11 protein-coding genes are annotated in these 20,010 nt (G+C 68.5%); all 11 read left to right on the plus strand.

What is annotated here, in order from left to right:
• Positions 1–2: 2 nt before the first annotated feature.
• Positions 3–812 (plus strand): MlaE family ABC transporter permease, encoded by an 810-nt coding sequence (locus C8K38_RS08295; RefSeq protein ID WP_097211060.1) that lies wholly within the window; start codon positions 3–5, stop codon positions 810–812.
• Positions 812–1,672: an MlaE family ABC transporter permease gene (locus tag C8K38_RS08300; RefSeq protein WP_097211061.1), complete on the plus strand. Its 861-nt coding sequence runs from the start codon at positions 812–814 to the stop codon at positions 1,670–1,672. The genes C8K38_RS08295 and C8K38_RS08300 overlap by 1 nt, the downstream gene beginning before the upstream one ends.
• A 1-nt stretch (position 1,673) precedes the next feature.
• Positions 1,674–2,903, plus strand: a complete 1,230-nt coding sequence (locus tag C8K38_RS08305) for an MCE family protein (protein ID WP_097211062.1) — start codon at positions 1,674–1,676, stop codon at positions 2,901–2,903.
• Positions 2,900–3,949 carry an MCE family protein gene (locus C8K38_RS08310; RefSeq protein ID WP_097211063.1) on the plus strand — a complete coding sequence of 350 codons (1,050 nt, stop codon included), beginning with the start codon at positions 2,900–2,902 and terminating at the stop codon, positions 3,947–3,949. Before C8K38_RS08305 ends, C8K38_RS08310 begins: the two co-directional genes overlap by 4 nt.
• Complete coding sequence (locus tag C8K38_RS08315; RefSeq protein WP_097211107.1) at positions 3,949–4,995, plus strand: MCE family protein; 1,047 nt, start codon at positions 3,949–3,951, stop codon at positions 4,993–4,995. Before C8K38_RS08310 ends, C8K38_RS08315 begins: the two co-directional genes overlap by 1 nt.
• Positions 4,992–6,110, plus strand: coding sequence for an MCE family protein (locus C8K38_RS08320; RefSeq protein WP_097211064.1), 1,119 nt, complete (start codon positions 4,992–4,994; stop codon positions 6,108–6,110). Before C8K38_RS08315 ends, C8K38_RS08320 begins: the two co-directional genes overlap by 4 nt.
• Complete coding sequence (locus tag C8K38_RS08325) at positions 6,110–7,192, plus strand: MCE family protein (RefSeq protein ID WP_097211065.1); 1,083 nt, start codon at positions 6,110–6,112, stop codon at positions 7,190–7,192. The genes C8K38_RS08320 and C8K38_RS08325 overlap by 1 nt, the downstream gene beginning before the upstream one ends.
• On the plus strand, positions 7,189–8,400 hold the full coding sequence (locus C8K38_RS08330) for an MlaD family protein (protein ID WP_097211066.1): 1,212 nt from the start codon (positions 7,189–7,191) through the stop codon (positions 8,398–8,400). The genes C8K38_RS08325 and C8K38_RS08330 overlap by 4 nt, the downstream gene beginning before the upstream one ends.
• A complete protein-coding gene (locus tag C8K38_RS08335) occupies positions 8,397–8,978 on the plus strand; it encodes a mce associated protein mas1a (protein ID WP_179800493.1) in 582 nt (193 codons plus the stop codon). The genes C8K38_RS08330 and C8K38_RS08335 overlap by 4 nt, the downstream gene beginning before the upstream one ends.
• 24 nt (positions 8,979–9,002) lie before the next feature.
• The gene (locus C8K38_RS08340; RefSeq protein WP_097211067.1) at positions 9,003–9,908 is read left to right on the plus strand and encodes an oxygenase MpaB family protein; all 906 of its coding nucleotides are present in this window, start codon (positions 9,003–9,005) and stop codon (positions 9,906–9,908) included.
• Between the two features lie 507 nt (positions 9,909–10,415).
• Complete coding sequence (locus tag C8K38_RS08345; RefSeq protein ID WP_179800494.1) at positions 10,416–19,946, plus strand: non-ribosomal peptide synthetase; 9,531 nt, start codon at positions 10,416–10,418, stop codon at positions 19,944–19,946.
• The last annotated feature ends 64 nt before the right edge of the window (positions 19,947–20,010 follow it).

Here is a 20,010-nt window from a genome sequence, read left to right on the forward strand (position 1 = left end):
CGATGACATACGAACTACCGGTCGCCAAGGGGCCGGTTCGTGACGTCGCGAACCAGGGCGGGTACCTGATCGGATTCGCGGTTCTCTCGCTCGTGGCATCGGCCCGAGCGTTGTTCCGCCGCCGATTGTCCCTGCACGAGACCATCACTCAGACGTTGTTCATCGGCCGGGTCAGCACCGGCCCCTCATTGCTGCTGATGATCCCGATCGGCGTGTTCATCGCGGTGTCGGTCGGCGAGCTCGCGGGCCGGATCGGTGCGGGTGGGTACTCGGGTGCGGTGGTGGCATTCATCATCGTCGGGCAGGCCGCCGCGCTCGTGTGTGCGCTGATGATGGCGGGCGTGGCGGGCTCGGCGATCTGTACCGACCTGGGGTCACGCAAGATCCGGGAGGAGATCGATGCCATGGAGGTCATGGGCATCGACGTCGTCGAGCGACTGGTCGCGCCCCGGCTGGTCGCGGCGGTGGTGGTCTCGCTCGCGCTGTGTTCGATGGTGACCTTCGGCGGCGTGATGGCCTGCTACCTCTATCACATTTATGTTCAACATCTTCCGGCCGGAACGTTCATGTCGACCTTCAGCCAGTACGGACGGATGTCCGACTTCGTGATGGCGCTGGTGAAGGCGGCGGTCTTCGGTCTCACGTCCACCCTGGTCGCGACCTTCAAGGGCTTGCACACCAAGGCTGGGCCCCGCGGAGTCGCGGATGCGGTCAACGAGGCGGTGGTGATCGCCTTCGCCCTCGTGTTCATCGTCAACGCCGCACTCTCCGCGCTCTACACCGTGATCGTCCCGGCCGTGGGGTCCTACTGATGGTCGGCTTCGACACGATGGTCCGCGTCCGGCGTCAGTCGACCGTGCCCGCCAGAGCGGTCTACGGGGCTCTGGTCGACGTCGGCAGGCACGTGACCTTCTACGCGCGGACCGTCGCATCGATCCCGTTCGCGCTCACGAGGTATCGCAAGCATGTCCTCGGTCAGATCAGCGAGGTCAGCTTCGGTACCAATTCGGTGCTGTCCGGGGGCGGCACCATCGGAATCGTGTTCGCGATGTCCCTCGCCGCCGCGATGATGCTCGGCGTCGAGACGCAGCGCGGTCTCGAACTGGTCGGGATGACGACGATGTCGGGAATGCTCTCCGCCATCGCGAACACCCGCGAGCTCGCACCGGTCGTGGTCGCCATCGCGCTGGCGGCCAAGGTCGGCACCGGATTCACAGCCCAGATCGGCGCGATGCGGATCTCGGATGAGATCGACGCGCTGGACGCGATGGCAATTCGCTCGATCCCGTTCCTCGCCGGCACCCGGGTGCTGGCCGCCATGGTCTGCGTCCTCCCCATCTTCATGGTCGGATTGCTCGCGAGCTACCTCTCGACGCGGCTCGTGATCGTGTTCTGGGGCGGTGCCTCCGCGGGTACCTACGACTACTTCTTCCACCTGGCACTGTCCCCACAGGACCTCGTCTACGCCGCACTCAAGGCGGTGGTCTTCGCCGCGGTGGTCTCGTTGGTGCACTGCGCATACGGCTACTACGCCTCGGGCGGACCCGCGGGGGTCGGGCAGGCCGCGGGCCGCGCGCTGCGCACCGCGATCCTCGCGATCGGGATCCTCGATGTGCTGATGACCTTCGCGCTGTGGGGCCTGGTCCCCGAGATCCCCGGAATGGGGGTCTGAGGTGGACCAGTTCACGGGACGATCGCGTGGGTGGCTGGCGCTGCGCGGGGCGGTCGCGGTGCTCGTCGGTGCGCTCGTCGCGGTGACGCTGGTGCTACGCGGATCGGGGAACCTGCAGCGCGATCCCGAGGTGGTTGTCGCCATTCCCGCGTCGGCGGGCCTGATCACCGGTGAGGCGCCGGTGCGCTATTCCGGTGTCAATATCGGCAGGATTTCCGGAATCGAATCGGGCACAAAGTCTTCCGTGGTCCGCCTGCAGATCGATGCCGCCGCGATCGGGCAGGTGCCGTCCTCGGTCCGAGCGCGGGTGGTACCCCGGACGTTCTTCGGGGACATCTACATCCAGTTGGTCGACGACCCGAACGCCCTGGCTGGGGTCGCGCTCGCGGACGGTGACGCGATCGCTGTCGATGCCGGTCCGGACGCGGTGGCCCTCTACGGGATCTACACGAAGATGGTCGACGTCCTCGACCACATGCAGCCTCAGAAGATGCAGACCGCGCTGACCGCGCTGGGCCAGGCGCTCGACGGGCGGGGGGAGACGGTCGGCCGCATCGTCGACCGGCTCGGCTCGGCATCGCGAACGCTCGGCCCCGCCGCCGAGCAGTTCGTCGGGGCGACTCCCGATTTCCGTTCGGTGATGGCGGCGCTCGACACGGCGACACCGGACGTGCTCGCCACCCTGACCGCGGCGACATCGGTATCGCAGCGAATGGTCGATCACGGCGATCAGGTGGCGGCCATGCTCGGGAGCGCGGCGGGATTCGCCTCGGTGGCGGCGTCGTTCGTCGGCGAGCAGCGCGATCAGATCATCACCGTGGTCGATTCGACAGGCACGATCCTCGCGACCACCGCGGCGAACCCGGCCGGCCTGGTCGACACGCTGTCCGGGGCCGAGACCTTCGGGGCGGCGGGCGCTCGGGTGTTCGCCACGGGAAAGTTCAACATCACCGCGGTGCCGACCTTTCAGGGCCCGCTGCCGTACACGGCGTCCGACTGCCCGCGCTACGGCGACGAGTACGGCGCCGACTGCGGTGGGGCCCAGGTCTTGTCCGCCCAACCGGGACGCCAGGCCGTGGTCGATGTGGGACGCGAGGCCCCCGTGTTGAACCTTCTCGAGGCCGGCCTGCGCGAGAATCGCGCGACCGCCGACCCCGATGCCGTCCCGAACCCGGCCACCGTCGTCATGCTCGGACCGATGGTGCGCGGCAGTGAGGTGACCGTCCGATGAAGATCGGTTGGGTGCCCGCGCTGAAGGCCGTCGGATTCTGCTTGACCGGCCTGCTGTGCGGGTCGTTCGTGGTGAACACGCTGACGGTTCCTGTGCGCGGCGCCACCGACCGGTACACGCTCGAATTCACCGACGTGGAGGGCCTGAGCCCAGGCAACCCGGTGACCATGGCGGGTGTTCGGGTTGGGCGCGTCGAGACCATCGACTTCGCCGACGCGGGCGGCGGCACCAGCAAGGCCGTGGTCCGGATCGAGGTCGAATCGGAGCACCGACTGGCCACGGACGTCACCGCCGCGGTCCGATACGGCGACATGCTGGGCGCGCGCTATATCGCGCTGACCCAACCGGACGGCGCCGCGATCGACACCGTGGCGATCGGGCAGCGCCCGGCCGCCCTCGAACCGGGTGGGCTTATCCCGGTCGCGCAGACCACGCCGCCGGTGGACCTGACCGCTCTGATGAACGGGTTTCGTCCGCTGTTCGACGCGCTCGCCCCCGACCAGGTCAACACCCTCACCCGTGGATTCGTCGAGACCTTCAGCGGACAGGGGCAGACGATCGCCACCCTGCTCGCACAGATCGGCTCGCTCAGCACCGGGCTGGTCGATCGGCAGGACGTGATCGAGCAGCTGGTCGACAACCTGGTCTCGCTGCTCGGCTCGGTCGAAGCGAGGGCCCCTCAGCTCGAGCAGCTGCTCGCGGGGCTCAGCGGGCTGAGCACTTCGGTGGCCGGCAACAGCGACCAACTGATCGCACTGCTCGGCGACGGGAACCGGGCGGTCGCTCAGATGGCGCAGGCGATGGCCCGGTCCAACGGGGCCTTCGGGAGGTCCGTGACCGATCTGAAGGCGGTGACCGACAGCTGGGTCGCGAGCACCGACGAGTTCAACGCCTTCGTGGCCAAGATGCCGGAGTTCGGGGCCGCGATCAACCGGATGGGCAGCTACGGCGGATTCGTCAATCTCTACCTCTGCAACTTCACCCTGAAGGCGGGCGATGTGGAAGCAAACATCTTCGGCAGCACGCATTCGCCGGTGTGCTCATGATGTTCCTGGTGAAGCTGATCGACGTGGTCGTCGGCGCCACGCGGTTTCTGTTCACCGGCGAGCGACGGCCTGGCAGCGGCACGCCGATGGTGCTGGGCGCCCTCGGGATCATCGCACTGGTGGCGGGCCTCGGGATCGCGATCGGCGCGCCGAAGGCGTGGTATCTGGCGCGGACCGGTCCCTTTGTCGCCGAACTCGACAACGCCGCCGGGTTGTCCGGAGGTGACCCCGTTTACGTGGCAGGGGTCCCCGCCGGCCGGGTGGAGGGAATCGAGTTGTCGGGTGACCACGTCCGGGTCGACTTCCGGTTGGACAAGCAGCAGCCGCTCGGCAATCAGAGCACCGCAACCGTGCGGCTCAAGACGGTACTCGGCAAACGGTACCTCGAGATCGTGCCCGCCGGGGTAGACGACGGCGGCACCGTCATCCCGCGCTCCCGCACCACCGTTCCGTACAGCCTCGACGACGTCAGCAGGGACGCGACGGCGGCTGCCGAGGGTGTCGATGTCGACTCGATTCAGGCGATGATGACCACGCTGTCCCAGATCATGCCCGCCGATTCGGACCAACTCGGGAAGACCCTCGCCGGGCTCAGCGGCGCATCGGCCGCGTTCGCCGAGAATGGGCAGCAAATAGACGAACTTCTCGTCATGTCCCGTTCGCTCTCCGATCTCGTTGTCCGTCAGAGTGATTCGCTGGCGACGACGATGTCGAACGCGCAAACCGTGGTGCAGATCCTCGCCGTCAGGAAGCAGGCGCTGACCGAACTGGTGGACAACCTCAGCGCGGTGGTGTCGACCCTGTCCGCCTCGATGTCCGACCATCAGGAGGAGTTCGGACAGCTGGTCACGAACCTCGTGTCGATCACCGACACGCTGAAGGCGAACGCGGGCAACATCGAGGTGCTGATGGACCGGCTGCCACCCGCCCTCCGATCCGCGACCGATGCGACCGGTAACGGGGCCTGGACAGATGTCAACGCGCCTGCCGCGGTGATCCCGGACAACATGCTGTGTTCCCTCGGAGTGATGCAGGGGTGCAGATGACCGCCGCCCGATGGTCGCGAGTGGCGACCGCGCTGACACTCGCCGTCGCGCTGGTGACGGCGGGATGGTTCGTCTTCGCCCGCACCGACGACTCGAAGACGGTGTACGCGAACTTCAGCTACGCCAACGGGATCTACCCCGGTAGCAAGGTCACCGTGCTCGGAGTCCCGGTCGGGTCGGTGATCGCGGTACAGCCGCAGGGCACCTCGGTGCGTGTGACGATGACGGTGCCCGGCGAGGTGGAGCTGCCCGCAGACGCGAGTGCCTATGTGCTCAACGCGTCGGTGATCAGCGACCGGCACGTCGAACTCGGACCCACCTACGGTGGCGGGCCGATGCTCGCGGACGGTGCCGAGATCCCCATGGAACGCAGCCACGCCCCGATCGACTTCGACGGGCTGATGGGCAGCATCAGCACGCTCGCGGATGCCCTCGGTGGCGGTGTACCGGACCGGCCTGGTGGCAGCACCGGCGACCTGTTGACCGAGGTCGCGGACAACTGGCGCGGCAACGGCGACCAGTTCAACTCCGCCATCAAGAGCCTCAGTGCGGCAACGGGAGTGGTGGGAGCGCGGGCCGAGGACATCGGGGCGCTCGTGCGCAACCTCAACACGCTGATGGTGGCGTTGGATGCCCGTCAGGTGAGCCTGGACTCCCTCGTCGCTGACCTCGGCGAGCTCGGGGACGAATGGTCGGCGCGGAAGATCGACATCGCCGGTCCGCTGCAGGACCTGCGCGTGGTGCTCGATCAGGTCAACGCCTTCATGACCCGACACGGAGACGATGTCGGCACGATGGCCGAGAACACGCGGGTGCTCGGCGACACGCTTGCCGCGAACCAGGCCGGCCTCGCCGAGTTCATGGATGTGGTGCCGCTGCTGATGCAGAACCTCTCCAACACCGTCGGGCCCGACAATCGGGGCCGGATCCGGCTGAACGTCTCGACGTCGCTGACCCAGTTCGCTGTCGCGAAGCCGCTCTGTGACGCCTACCCGCTGCCGCTGTGTACCGGGGCCGGGTTCACCAATCCGATCTCGTTCCCGGTCAGTGCGTCTGACCCGCTGGGCATCGTCTCGGCGGTCACCGGGGCCGCGCAGGCGCCGAGGGGGAATTGATGCGCCGCACGTCGGTGGGTCTCGCTTGCGCCACGCTGGCAGGCAGTCTGCTCCTGTCGGGCTGTGGCGTCGGCATCGCGGACCTGCCGCTTGGCCGCTCGGCGGACGGTCCCGGCTACACGGTCACGCTGCAGCTCGCCACCGCGGATGGATTGCTGCCGGGTGCCGATGTGCGGGGTGGGCAGAAGGTGATCGGTCGCGTCGCGGGCCTTGCGACCGACACGGTGGGCGCGAGGGTCTCGTTGAGTCTCGAACTCGCGACCGAACTGCCGGACAACGTCGAGGCGTCCGTGGAACTGCCGTCCGCACTGGGGAACCCGTTCATCCGGCTCACCGAACCCACGCAGCCCTCATCGCGGCCGCTGCGGAACGGCGATGTCATCGCCGAGTCCCGCACGACGATCGGTCCGCAGATCGAGAGTGCGCTGGCCACCCTCGGCACGATCGTCAGCGGAAGCGGGCTGAGTCAACTGCAGACCGTCGTCGGCGAGTTGAACACGGCGTTCGCGGGCCGGTCGGGGGAGGTTCGGGGACTGATGGACACGCTGGCCTCGCTGATGGCGGGCGCGACAGCCAACCAGAGCGAGTTCGATGCCGCCATCGACCTCGCTGCACGGGTCTCGCAGCAGCTGGCAGATCAGCAACGGGTCGTCGACGGCTACCTCGACGCGATGCCGGGTGCGGTCGAACTGCTCACGCAGCAACGGGATTCCATCGCGTCGCTGCTCGCCTCGACGACCGCGCTCGCGACCAATACCGACGCCATCCTCGCTGCGTCGCCGCAGGGCATCGACGGCATGCTTGCCGATGCCGGCACGGTGATCGGGGCATTGAACAGCGTCAACGGCAGGATCGCCACGACGCTGGACAACATGAACACCTTCCTGGGGAACTTCGGGCGCTCGGTGCACGGGGACTACCTGAACTTCGATGGCGCGCTCGATATCCCGGGGGGCATCGACAAGTTGATCACCGGAGGAGCGCTGCCCGGCGGCGCCGCGAGCCCGCCCGCGGGCACGCTGACATCGCTGCTGACCGGCGGTGTCCCGCTGTCCGCGCCGGTCCCGGGTGGTGTCCGATGAGACGCCTGGTGCTCGTCCAGCTGGTGCTGTTCGCCCTCACGTCGGCGATCGTCATCCCGTTCGGTATCAATTACGTCCTCGGGCCGCAGGCGTTCGGGGACCCGGTCCGGGTGCATGCCACGATGACGGACGCGCTCGGGCTCACCGCGGGCACCAGCGTCGCCTACCGGGGGGTCACGGTCGGGAAGGTGGCGGGGGTGTCGCTCGACCCCGACATCCGCGGTGCCCGTGTGGAGTTCGACCTGGACCCGGGGATCCTGATCCCGCGGGACAGCGTCGCCCGGGTCGGGATGGGGACAGCCGCGGGAATCCAGAACGTCGACATCTTCCCCAACACCGAGCTGGGTCCGTACCTCGCGGAGGGTGACGAGCTCGCCGCGCCCGCCGACGCGCAGCCGGTCCAGATGGGTCAGATGATGTTGCAGGCGGCCCGACTGCTCGAGGACATCGATCCGCAGGCGGTCAGCGATATCGGCACGGAGCTCGGCGCGTCGTTCGACGGTCTCGGTCCGGCGATGGCGAGCATGATCGATCACGGTGATCGGCTGTCGGCTCAGCTCGACGAGCAGGCTCCGATGCTTAAGGCCCTTCTCGAGCGGACCACGAGTCTGGTCGGAGCGATGGCGGGACAGTCCGATTCGTTCGGGCGGGGGATGGCGGCCGCGCGCAACTTCACCGAGCAGCTCGACTCGAACGCGCCGGTTCTCGTCTACCTCGCCGACACCTCCCCGCAGGCGCTCGGCAATGCCAGGACCCTGTTCGACCGCTACCACGACACGTTCGGGGCCGTGCTCGCGAACCTGGTGACCGTGGAGCCGATCATCTCGGATCGCAGCGATGCCCTCGCTGCCGGTCTCGTCGGTATTCCACAGGGCCTGGGCAAGCTGGAGTCGATCGTCACCGGGGACCGGGCGAACTTCGCTCTCGTCGCCACGCAGGGGCCGGTCTGCAGCTACGACACCGTGCGCAGGGCGGTCGGCGACGTGAGTCCGACCGAAACCGATCTCACCTACTACTGCCCGCCGGGATCGAACATCGCTCAGCGTGGCGCCAGGAACGCACCCCGTCCCGACGAGCTGGGCCTGCAGAACGCCACAACGCCGGGGACCCCCATCGGTCCCCCCGTTGTCGCCGACCCGATCCTCATCCCCACCGGGGTCGAGGCATTGAACTACTGGAAATCGCTTCTGGAGGATCTCGGACGATGACAACCGACAGCATCACAGCCACTACGCCGCGGGAGTCCGACGCACCCCCGCCCACCGCGGAGAGCGAGATCGGGCCCGTGCCGCCACGTCGCGCGATCGCTTCGCTGCGTCGACCGTCGGCGCTCGTGGCGCTGCTGTTGGTGCTCGCGCTGCTCGCCACGACGGCGGTGTTGACGATCCAGGTACTCCGTGCCCGGCACGTCGACGCGCTACGCGCCGAGGCGGTCGACATCGCGCGGGAGTACTCGGTGGCGATGTCCTCGTTCGACTTCCAGAGCCTGGATGCGAACCGGGACGCGATCATGGAGATGTCGACCCCGGCCTTCGCGGACAAGTACAGCCAGATGGTCGACGCGCTCGCGCAGATCGTCACGGAGGGCAAGGGCCAGGCGACCGCGACCGCGGACCACGTGGCGGTCGAGCGCATCGACGACTCATCCGCGTTGGTGCTCGTCTTCGTGGACCAGCAGGCGAAGAACGTCGTCTCGCCCGACGGCAACTCCCAGAAGTACCGGATGGTGGTCTCTCTCGTCCGTGAGGGCGACCGATGGATCGTCGACAACGTCGACACCAAATAGTCACGGACGAGGACTGGGGAAGCGATGCCCACTCACCACTCGGGTGCCCCGGCCGGCGGATCGGCCCTGACCGCGGCACAGACCCGGATCCGGATCACCTCGTCCGCGCGCAGGTGGACGCGGCGACCCGCGCACATCTCCGAGGCATTGGACTTCTGGTCCTTCGCCGGCGGCGCGGCGAACGTGGTCATGCAGTTGAGCAGGCCCGAGGTGGCCTACGGGGTGATCGAGAGCAAGGTGGAGTCCGGCAGCCTGATGCGCCATCCCTGGAAGCGGGCCAGGACGACCTTTCAGTACCTCACCGTCGCGATTCTGGGAACCGACGAAGAACGCCTGGCCTACCGGGAGGCGGTCAACGTCGCACACCGGCAGGTGCGCTCGGGCGAGAACAGCCCAGTCAAGTACAACGCCTTCAACCGCGAGCTCCAGATGTGGGTGGCGGCCTGCCTGTACATCGGGTTCGAGGACACCCACCAGCTCCTGCACGGAGCGATGTCCGAGGAACAGAAGGAGTCGTTCTATCAATCGTCGAGCACACTGGGCACGACCCTGCAGGTCACCGAGGAGATGTGGCCGGCCACCCGGGCCGACTTCGACCGTTACTGGAACAACGCCTGCCTGCGGGTGTCGATGGACGACACGGTCCGCGCCTATCTTATGGCCCTGGTGAACCTGCGGATGATCGGGTGGCCGCTGCGGCTCGTCTTCGGAAACCTGTTGACGTTCCTGACCGTCGGTTTCCTGCCGCCGCTGTTCCGCGAGCAGCTCCGGGTCGAGTGGAACGAGGACGATCGCAGGCGATTCGAGCACCTGTTCGTATTCGTCTCGTTCGTCAATCGGTTCCTGCCTCGGTTCGTCCGGCACGGAGCCAACTACGTGCTGATGCGCGACATTCGCCGGCGGATCGGCGCCGGACGGGCGCTGATCTAGTCCGCGGGGGCGGGTTTCGCCGAAATGTGATAAACGATAAGTTACTCGCTAGTAACAGTCGGGTGCTGGTAGCAAATAGCGCGTAACGCGTGTCGGCTGAATGGGTCTCCCGTCTTTGGTGTGCGATGATTTCGGTTGCTGTATTGCAGGTCATCAGGGACTGCGTGCTGTGACGGGGGTCATTGGGAGGTGGAGGCAGGCTCCGCAACCTGCACAGGCCGATCGAGCGATCCTCGACGCGGTCGATGGGCCGTGCGCGCTGTTCACTGATGGCGGGCACCCTCGCTGACGTGGACTTATGTGTGCGGCGCAGGGTTACTTCGGGAAAACGGCTAACGCGGATCGTTCGAGCGGCGATGTGATGGGTGGACTGAACGGAAGACCATTTCGCCGCTTGGGCGGGGCCATGACGGGATACAGCGACGGAGTGTCGTCGAGATGGGGGAGCGAACGTTGGACGCCCTGGGTACGGTCGGACCTGCTGAATCTTCGGATGAAGGGGCGCAGGTGAGCGCGCACCCGCAGGATGCCGCACCGTTTCCGCTCTCGTCCGCGCAGCGTGGCATGTGGTTCGCTCAGCAGGCCGCAGGAGATGTTCCGCTCAACATCGCTCAGTACGTCGAGGTCGACGGTGTCCTCGACGTGGACGTCCTCACAGCGGCATGCCGATTCGCCGGCATGGAGCTCGGCTCCGCCTACCTGCGACTGATCGCCGATGACGGTCTTCCCCAGCAGATCGTCGATCGAACGATCGACGATCGCGTCGAGTTCATCGATCTCTCCGGGCACGAGGACCCGATCGCGGCGGCGCAGGCCTGGATGCGCAACGACTACGGATCCGCTCGTGACCTGTTCGTCGAGCGCCTCAACGTGTCGACGGTTCTGAAGCTGGCCGACGATCGCAGCTACTGGTACTGCCGCTTCCATCACATCTCCATCGACGGCTTCGGCGCGATGAACATGCTCAACCGCGCCGCGGAGGTGTACACAGCGCTCGTAGAGGGTCGGGAGATCACTCCGGGCAAGGCTGCCGATCTCGTCGAGATCTACGAGGACGAGCTCGCCTACCGCAACTCCGACCGCTTCCAGCGGGACCGGGAGTACTGGATCGAGCGCGTCGTCGACCTGCCTGCGGCGCCCAGCCTCGCGGGCCGCACCGCGCCCGTCGACTCGCATGCCACCGTGGCGGGCAAGCAGGTACCGCCGTCCACGGCCGAGCTGCTCAGCGCGACGGCGTCCGCGAGCGTCGTCGGCGAGACCCCCGCCATCGTCGCCGCCTTCGCCGGCTACCTCGCCGCGATGACCGGCAACGCCGACGTGGTGCTGAGCCTGCCGGTCTCCGCACGATCGTCCGCGGTTCTGCGCAGGTCGGGTGGCATGGTGTCCAATGTCGTCCCGATCCGGCTGCGGATCGAGGGCGACACCACCGTCGAGGACCTGATCGGGAAGGCGAACCTCGAGCTGACCGGCGCCCTGCGGCGCCAGCGGTACCGGCACGAGGACATGCGCCGCGATGCCGGGACCGTCGACGGCCAGCGCGGTTTCTTCGGACCGTCGATCAACATCATGATGTTCCACCGCGAGATCCGGCTCGGTGATCTCACGGGCCGGTTCACCGTGCTCAGCACGGGCCCCGTCGAGGACCTGGCCGTCAACCTCTACCCGAGCGTTGCGGGCAAGAGCGTCCAGATCGATTTCGAGGGCAACCCCAACCTCTACAGCGCGTCCGATCTCGACGCCTACCACCACCGATTCCTGAGCTATCTCGAGCGCTTCCTGTCGGCGGCGCGCGATTCCGAGGTGCGCGGCATCGACCTCCTCGAGGTGGGGGAGGCGGAGCACCTCCGATCCCTCGGCGCGGGCGGGTCGGCCCCCTTCGAACCGAACATCATCGATCGCTGGGAACAGAGCGTTCGGCGTGACGCAGGCGCTGTCGCGGTTGTCGGGTCCGGAAAGTCCGTCACCAGGGGCGACCTCGACCGGCGCGCCAATCAGCTCGCGCGCGAGCTGATCACCAGGGGCGTCGGGGCCGACGACATCGTGGCGCTGATGGTGCCGCGGTCGGTGGACTGGGTCGTCGGGATGCTGGCCACGTGGAAGGCGGGGGCCGCGTACGCCTACGTCGACCCGACGCTGCCCACCGATCGGGTGCAGTCGATCCTGGAGGACTGCGCGGTGAGCTGCGTGGTCGCCACGAGCGCGTGGGAGCGGGCCGGATTCGACGGCCAGATCATCCTGCTCGACGATCCGATCTCGCAGGCCGCCGTCGCCGAACTCGATCCCACCGCCCCCGCGAATCGGTGGGCCGAGCCGTGCGCGGGCGAGCGCATCGCCTACGTCATCTCGACCTCGGGTTCGACCGGTAGGCCGAAGCCGACGCTGGTCCCGATGCACGGGTTCGCGAACAACGTGGACTGGTACCGCGGAGAGGTTGCGCTGCAGCCCGGCCAAGGCCTGCTCGTGGCCGGCTCACCCAGTTTCGACGCCACCCAGAAGAACGTCTGGGTGGGACTGTCGGAGGGCTGGTCGGTCCATCTCGCGGGCGATCCGTTCGACCCGGTCGAGGTCCTGGACATCGTCGACAGCGAGGTCGTGCGGGTCGCGAACATGGCGCCGAGCCTGTTCAACGTCCTGCTCGATCACGACACCAGGGGTGTCCTGCCCAAGCTCGATGCGGTCTTCCTCGGTGGCGAGGCCATGCGCATGGACCGGCTGGGTCATCTCGCCTCGGCAGGCACCCGACTGGTCAATCATTACGGTCCCACCGAGGTGACCGACATGACGACCTTCCACGAGGTGTCTGTCGACCACGCGAGCTACCCGGATGGGCGGATCCCGATCGGTGGGCCGCTGCCCAACGTCGATCTGTACGTCCTCGACGAGCACCTGCGGCCCGTCCCCGCGGGGGTGACCGGGGAGCTGTACGTCGGTGGTGCCGGTGTCGCGCGTGGATACGGCAACCGGTTCGGCCTCACCGCGTCGACGTTTGTTGCGGACCCCTTCCGCGGCGCCGGGACGCGCATGTACCGCACCGGCGACGTGGTGTGGTGGAACTCCGATGGCGAGCTCGAGTTCCAGGGCCGCAGCGACTTCCAGGTGAAGATCCGCGGACTCCGGATCGAGCTGGGCGACATCGAGGCCGCCGTCCTCGCGCACCCGGACGTGGTGGCGGCCACCGTGCTGGTCCACGAGAGCGATCTCGGGCAGCGACTGATCGGCTACGCCGTTCCTGCCGCGGGCGCCGACCTCGACGTCGCCGCCGTCATCGGTCACGTCGGTGAGCTGGTGCCCAGTTACATGGTGCCCGCATCGATCATCGTCCTGGATCGGCTGCCGCTGACCGCGAACGGGAAGGTGGACCGGAAGGCATTGCCGGAACCGGACTTCCGGACCCCGGTTTCCGCGTTCGTGGCACCGGCCACCGCGATGGAGAAGACCATCGCCGCGGTGTTCGCCGAGGTGCTCGGCCTCGACGAGGTCAGCGTGGAGGACAGCTTCTTCGCCCTCGGCGGCGACAGCATCATGTCGATCCAGCTGGTCTCCCGCGCCAAGGAGGCCGGCGCGGTGTTCACCACCCGCGACGTGTTCGACTGTAAGACAGTCGCGGGCCTCGCCGAGGTGGTCACGCGCCGTCAGCTCAGCGACGACGTCCAGTTCGTGCTCGACGAGTTGCCGGGCGGCGGCGTCGGTGACCTCCCGCTGTTGCCGGTGGTCCGGTGGATGGTCGATCGGGGGCGCTTCGATCGGCTGGCCCAGGCGGTCCTGTTGACGCTGCCCGATGCCGTCGACGACGGACACCTGCGGGACGCGCTGCAGTCCGTGCTCGATCACCACGATGCGCTGCGTTCACGCCTGTCGCGACATGCGGACGGGGAGTGGATCTTCCGGGTCGGCGAGCCCGGTGTGGTGCGTGCCGGAGACCTCATGCGCGCGGTCTCCCTCACCGTCGAGCCCGGTACCGATGAGTTCGAGGCCGCCGTCGACGAACTGCTCGACGCGGCTGCCGACCGGCTCGACCCCGCGGCCGGGGTGATGCTGGCCGTGGTCAGGACGACCTCTCCGTCCGGTGCGGGTCGCCTGCTGATCGTGATCCATCACCTCGCCGTCGACGGTGTCTCCTGGCGAGTGCTGATTCCCGACGTCGCGATCGCGTGGTCGAACACCGCCGCCGGACAGCCGGTGGCCCTCGAGCCGGTCGGCACCTCCATGCGCCGGTGGGCGCACGGCCTGTCCGAGGAGTCGGGCAGCGATGCCCGCGCGGACGAGTTCGACCGCTGGCGAGAGGTTCTCGACGGACCGGACCCCGTGCTCGGCTCGCGCGCGCTCGACACGGCCGTAGACACGGCGGAGACCGCACAGACGGTCCGGATCGACATCTCGCCCGAGGTCACCTCGGCCGTGATGACCAGCATCCCCCGTGCGTTCCACGGTGGCGTCAACGACGGACTGCTCTCGGCACTGTTGCTCGCGGTCGCCCGCTGGCGCCGCGACCGCGGCGTCGACGAGTCCTCGGTCCTGTTGTCCCTCGAGGGCCACGGGCGCGACGACGACGTGATCGCCGGGGCCGATCTGTCCCGCACGGTCGGCTGGTTCACCAGCATCTTCCCGGTTCGCCTCGACCTGGCGGGTGCGGATCTCGACGATGCGCTCGCTGCGGGTCCGGCCGCGGGTGCGGTGGTCAAGGCGGTCAAGGAGCAGTTGCTCGCGGTTCCCGATGGCGGCCTCGGCTACGGCATGCTGCGTCACCTCGGGGAGGCGACCGGGGCCCGGCTGGCCGCCATGGCGGAGCCGCAGATCATCTTCAACTACCTGGGACGCACGGCGTCGGTCGGCGAGCACCTGATCGGCGCTCCGTGGACGCCGGACGACTCCGTCGGCATCGGCGGATTCATGTCGACCACCGACGGCACGACCCCGCTGTCGGCGACCGTCGAGATCAACGCAGGCATCGAGGGCGAGGGCCCGAACGCACACCTCGCCGCCTCGTTCACGTTCGCGGGCGGACTGCTCAGCGAGGACGAGACCCGGTCGCTCGGTCACTGGTGGGCGTGCGCCCTCGAGGCGATCGCGACCTTTGCGAGCGGAAGCGACGCGGGCGGACTGACACCGTCCGACCTGAATCTCGTCGAGCTGTCGCAGAAGCAGGTCGACCGGCTCGAGCAGCGGTACCCGAAGCTCACCGACGTGTGGCCGCTGGCGCCGCTGCAGCACGGCATGTACTTCCATTCGCTGCTGTCCTCGGACGTCGACGTCTACACCGCGCAGATCCTGATCGAGCTCGGCGGCGACGTCGATGCCGATCGTCTCCGGACGGCCGGCCAGGCACTGATCGACCGGCACGAGAACTTCCGGACCGCCTTCGTGCAGGACGAGGACGGGGGCGAGGTCCTGCAGGTGCTGCTGCACGACGCGCAGTTGCCCTGGAGCAACACCGACCTGTCGTCGATGGACCCGCAGGCCGCCGCGGTTGAGGTGGAGCGGATCCTGGAGGCGGATCGGACCACCCGATTCGATCTCGGTTCGGCGCCGCTGACCCGCTTCCACCTGATCAAGTCGGCGCCCGCGAAGTGGCTGCTGACGGTCACCAACCACCACATCCTGATGGACGGCTGGTCGACGCCGCTGATCATCCGCGATCTGCTGACCCTCTACGCGGCGTCCGGTTCGTCCGACGTGCTGCCGAGGGCCCGCTCGTACCGGGACTTCCTCTCGTGGCTGGCGGCCCAGGATGCCGAGGCCACCAAGGCCAGGTGGCAGCGCGTGCTCGCGGGCATCGAGGAACCCACCCTGCTGGCGGCGCGGAGCGAGGCGGTCGCGGAGGACGCGGTGCCCGAGGAGGTGTCCGCGGCGCTGTCCGCCGACCTCGACCGGCGCCTGTCCGAGCTGGGTCGCTCCCTCGAGGTCACCACGAACACGCTGCTGCAGGCGGCATGGGGTGTGGTGCTCGGCCAGCTCACTGCCCGCGACGACATCGTCTTCGGTGCCACCGTCTCGGGTCGTCCGCCGGAGTTGGCAGGCGTGGAATCGATGGTCGGTCTCTTCATCAACACGGTCCCCGTCCGGATCGAGCTCGACGCCGAGGAGTCGGTCGCGGAGCTGCTCTCCCGCGTCCAGCGTGAGCAGTCCGAGACCCTCGGCCATCAGCACATGGGTCTCAGCGAGATCCTCACGGCGCAGGGCAAGGGAAACCTATTCGACACCCTGGTGGTGCTCGAGTCCTACCCCGTCGATCGGCAGGGGCTGACCGAGCACTCCGACATCGCGGGCATGCGTCTGCTCGATGTCGGGGTCCGTGACGGCTCGCACTACCCGCTCGCGGTCGTCGGACTGCTCGGCGAGACGCTCGAGCTGAACCTCAAGTACATGCCGTCGGTGTTCGACCGTGCCGCGGTCGAGGGCTTCCTCGGCCGCCTCGTGCGGGTGCTCGAGGCGTTCGCGGCGGACCAGAATGCGCGCGTCGGCGGGATCGAGTTGCTCGGAGCAGACGAGCGCGCCCGGCTGGTACCGGTGCGCGGCACCGGTGCGGTCGCGGGATCGACTCTGCCCGAGCTGCTCTCGGCGGCGGCAACGGCCAACCCGCGGTCGGTGGCGCTGGTCGCAGGCGGCCGTGAGCTGACCTATGCCGAGCTCGACGAGCGCTCGAACCGGGTGGCGCGCGCGCTCATCGCGGCAGGCGTCGGCCCGGAGACGTTCGTGGCGTTGGCATTGCCGCGCTCGGTCGAATCCGTGCTCGGTGTGTGGTCGGTGTCGAAGGCGGGCGGCGCGTATCTGCCGATCGACCCGGGCTACCCCGAGGACCGGATCGCCCACATGGTGTCCGATTCGGGTGTGCGCATCGGGCTGACCGTCGCCGCGCACCGCGCCGGGCTGCCCGAGTCGGTCACCTGGGTCGTGCTCGACGATCCGCAGTTCATCGCGCGCTGCGAGGGCCTCGCGGTGGACGCCGTGGCCGACGAGGAGCGGCAGGCGCCGCTGCGGCTCGAGCACAGCGCCTACATGATCTACACCTCCGGCTCCACCGGGTTGCCGAAGGGCGTCGTCGTCACCCACGCAGGACTGGCGAACTTCGCGAGCGAGCAGCGGGAGCGGTATGCGCTGTCCGCGTCCTCGCGCACGCTGCACTTCTCCTCGCCCAGCTTCGACGCCTCGGTGCTCGAACTGCTGCTCGCGGTCGGTGCCGGAGCGACGATGGTGATCGCAGGACCGGAGATCTACGGAGGCGAGGAACTCCGCGCGCTCCTGGCGACCGAGGGCGTGACCCACGCCTTCGTCACCCCTGCGGCGCTGGCGACCGTCGATCCGTCCGGACTCGACACCGTCCGCACGGTCGTCGTCGGTGGCGACGCCTGCAGCCCGGACCTGGTGGCGCGGTGGTCCGTCGGCCGGGCGATGTTCAACGCCTACGGCCCCTCCGAGGGCACGGTCGCGACCAACATCAGCGACCGGCTCGTCGCGGGCGAGCCCGTCACCATCGGCGGACCGATCCGTGGCGTGTCGGCCGTGGTCCTGGACGCGCGACTGCGCCCGGTCCCGGTCGGCGTCGCGGGCGAGTTGTACGTCTCGGGGGTCGCGCTGGCCCGTGGTTACCACGGCCGGGCAGCCCTGAGCTCCGAGCGCTTCGTGGCCGACCCGTTCGGTGGGCCCGGTAGCCGGATGTACCGCACCGGGGACGTGGTGCGGTGGATCGAGGCGCCGGGCACGGACACCGGCCTGGCAATCGAGTATGTGGGCCGCAGCGACTTCCAGGTGAAGGTGCGCGGCTTCCGCATCGAGCTCGGCGAGGTCGACGCCGCGCTCGGCGCCCACGAATCGGTCGACTTCGCGGTCACGGTCGGGCGTCCCGGTCCGTCCGGCGACATCCTGCTGGCCTCGTACGTGGTCCCGGTCTCCGAGGAGGCGGTCGATGCCGCCGAGTTGAAGGAGTTCCTGGGTCAGAGCCTGCCGGGGCACATGGTGCCCTCATCGATCGTGTTGCTCGACGCGCTGCCGCTGACGGTGAACGGCAAGCTCGATCGCAAGGCGCTGCCGGAACCCGAATTCGTTTCGGACGGGAGCGAATTCGTCGCGCCAGATTCTCCGGTCGAGGAACTGGTGGCCGGGATCTTCGCGGAGGTGCTCGGTCTGGATCGGGTGTCGGCGGCCGATTCGTTCTTCGCCCTCGGCGGGAACTCGTTGTCCGCGACCAGGGTGGTTGCCCGGGTCAACTCGGCGGCGGGCGCGGCACTCGGGGTGCGCGACCTGTTCGAGGCGTCCACGGTGCGGGATCTCGCGGCGCGCGCGGTCAGCACGGACGGACGTGCGCCGCGGCCCGCGCTGGCGGCGGGGGATCGGCCGGATCGCCTCCCGCTCTCGCTCGCGCAGCAGCGGATGTGGCTGATCAACCAGCTCGACACCGCGTCGCCGGTGTACAACATCGCGATCGCCGTGCGGCTGTACGGCAGCCTCGATTTCGACGCGCTCGGCTCGGCCGTGACGGACGTGCTCGCGCGCCACGAATCGGTGCGGACCGTCTACCCGGCGGACGAGGGGGTGCCGCGGCAGGTCGTGCTCCCGGTCTCCTCGGTCCCGATCGATCTCGACCCGGTGGAATGCGCGGAGGAGGCGCTCACCAGCGGGCTGGTCGAGTTCGCCTCCCACGGCTTCGACGTGACCTCGTCGCCGCCGCTGCGGACGCGGTTGTTCCAGGTGGGCGATCAGGAGTTCGTGCTCGCGCTGGTCGTGCACCACATCAGCGCCGACGGCGCCTCCATGGGGCCGCTGGCACGGGACGTCATGCTCGCCTACGGGCAGCGGGTCACCGGGCACGAGCCCGGCTGGGAGCCGCTCCCGGTGCAGTACGCGGACTATGCGCTGTGGCAGCGCGAGGTCCTCGGCGCCGAGGACGACCCCGAGTCGCTGGCCTCGCGTCAGCTCGACTTCTGGGAGCGGACGCTGAGCGGCATGCCTGCGCTGATCGAGCTGCCCACCGACCGGCCGCGGCCGGCGCGGCAGTCGATGGACGGCGGCAAGGTCGACTTCGAGATCGGCGCGGATCTGCTCGCCCGACTGCACGAGATCGCGCGCGGCAACGACGCCACGCTGTTCATGGTCACGCACGCCGCGCTCGCGGTGTTGCTCGCCCGTCTGACCGGCGGCGAGGACATCGCGATCGCCACCCCGGTTGCCGGGCGCGGCGAGGCCGAGCTCGACGGTCTGGTCGGGATGTTCGTGAACACGCTCGTCCTGCGGGCGGGGGTCGACCCGGGCGCGACCTTCACCCAGGTGGTCCAGCAGGCCAAGAAGGTCGACCTCGAGGCCTACGCGCACGCCGACGTGCCCTTCGACAGCGTGGTGGAGCGGCTCAACCCGGAGCGGTCGACCGCCTACTCGCCCTTGGCGCAGGTGATGCTCTCGTTCGAGAACCTGGGACGTCCGACCCTGGAGCTCCCGGACCTGACGGCGTCGGAGTTCGACAGCGGGTTGGTCGCGGCCAAGCTCGACCTGCAGCTGACCCTCGTGGAGAACCGGGACGCGGAGGGCAAGGTGACCAGCCTGTCCGCCTCGTTCAATTACGCGGCCGCCCTCTTCGACGAGGCCACGGTCTCGAGCTTCGCCGATCGCTTCCTGCGGATCGTGACGGCCGTGGCCGATGACGCCGAGGTGATCGTCGGCGACATCGACATCTGGAGCGCGCCCGTCGACGAGTCGCCGAGCATCGTGGGGCCCACCGTCGACGACCTGCCGGTGCTGGTCGCCGCGGTGGCCGAGGTGGTGCCCGCCGAGATCGCTCTCGAGCACGACGGGATCAGCGTCACCTACGGGCAGATGGACGAGCGCCTGAAGCTGCTCACCGCGTCGCTCGCGGACCGCGGCATGGCGGTCGAGGCCATCGTCACGACTGCCCTGACCAGCCTGGTGCCGACCATCCTGCTCGCCGCGGGCGGCAGCGGTGCGGGCGACGGCTTCGCCGACGTGGTCGACCGGCTGGTCGCCGACGCCGCGGCAGCGGCGGCACGACATTCGAAGGATCCGATGGTTCGCCTTGTGACCGGTCACTGATCCACAGCAGCGAGCCTCGTTGTGTCGGTCCCGTATGTTTAGCTGCGGTGATTCGTCGCATCGG

The sequence above is a fragment of the Rhodococcus sp. OK611 genome (assembly GCF_003050885.1).
Classification (GTDB): Bacteria; Actinomycetota; Actinomycetes; order Mycobacteriales; family Mycobacteriaceae; genus Rhodococcus_G; species Rhodococcus_G oryzae.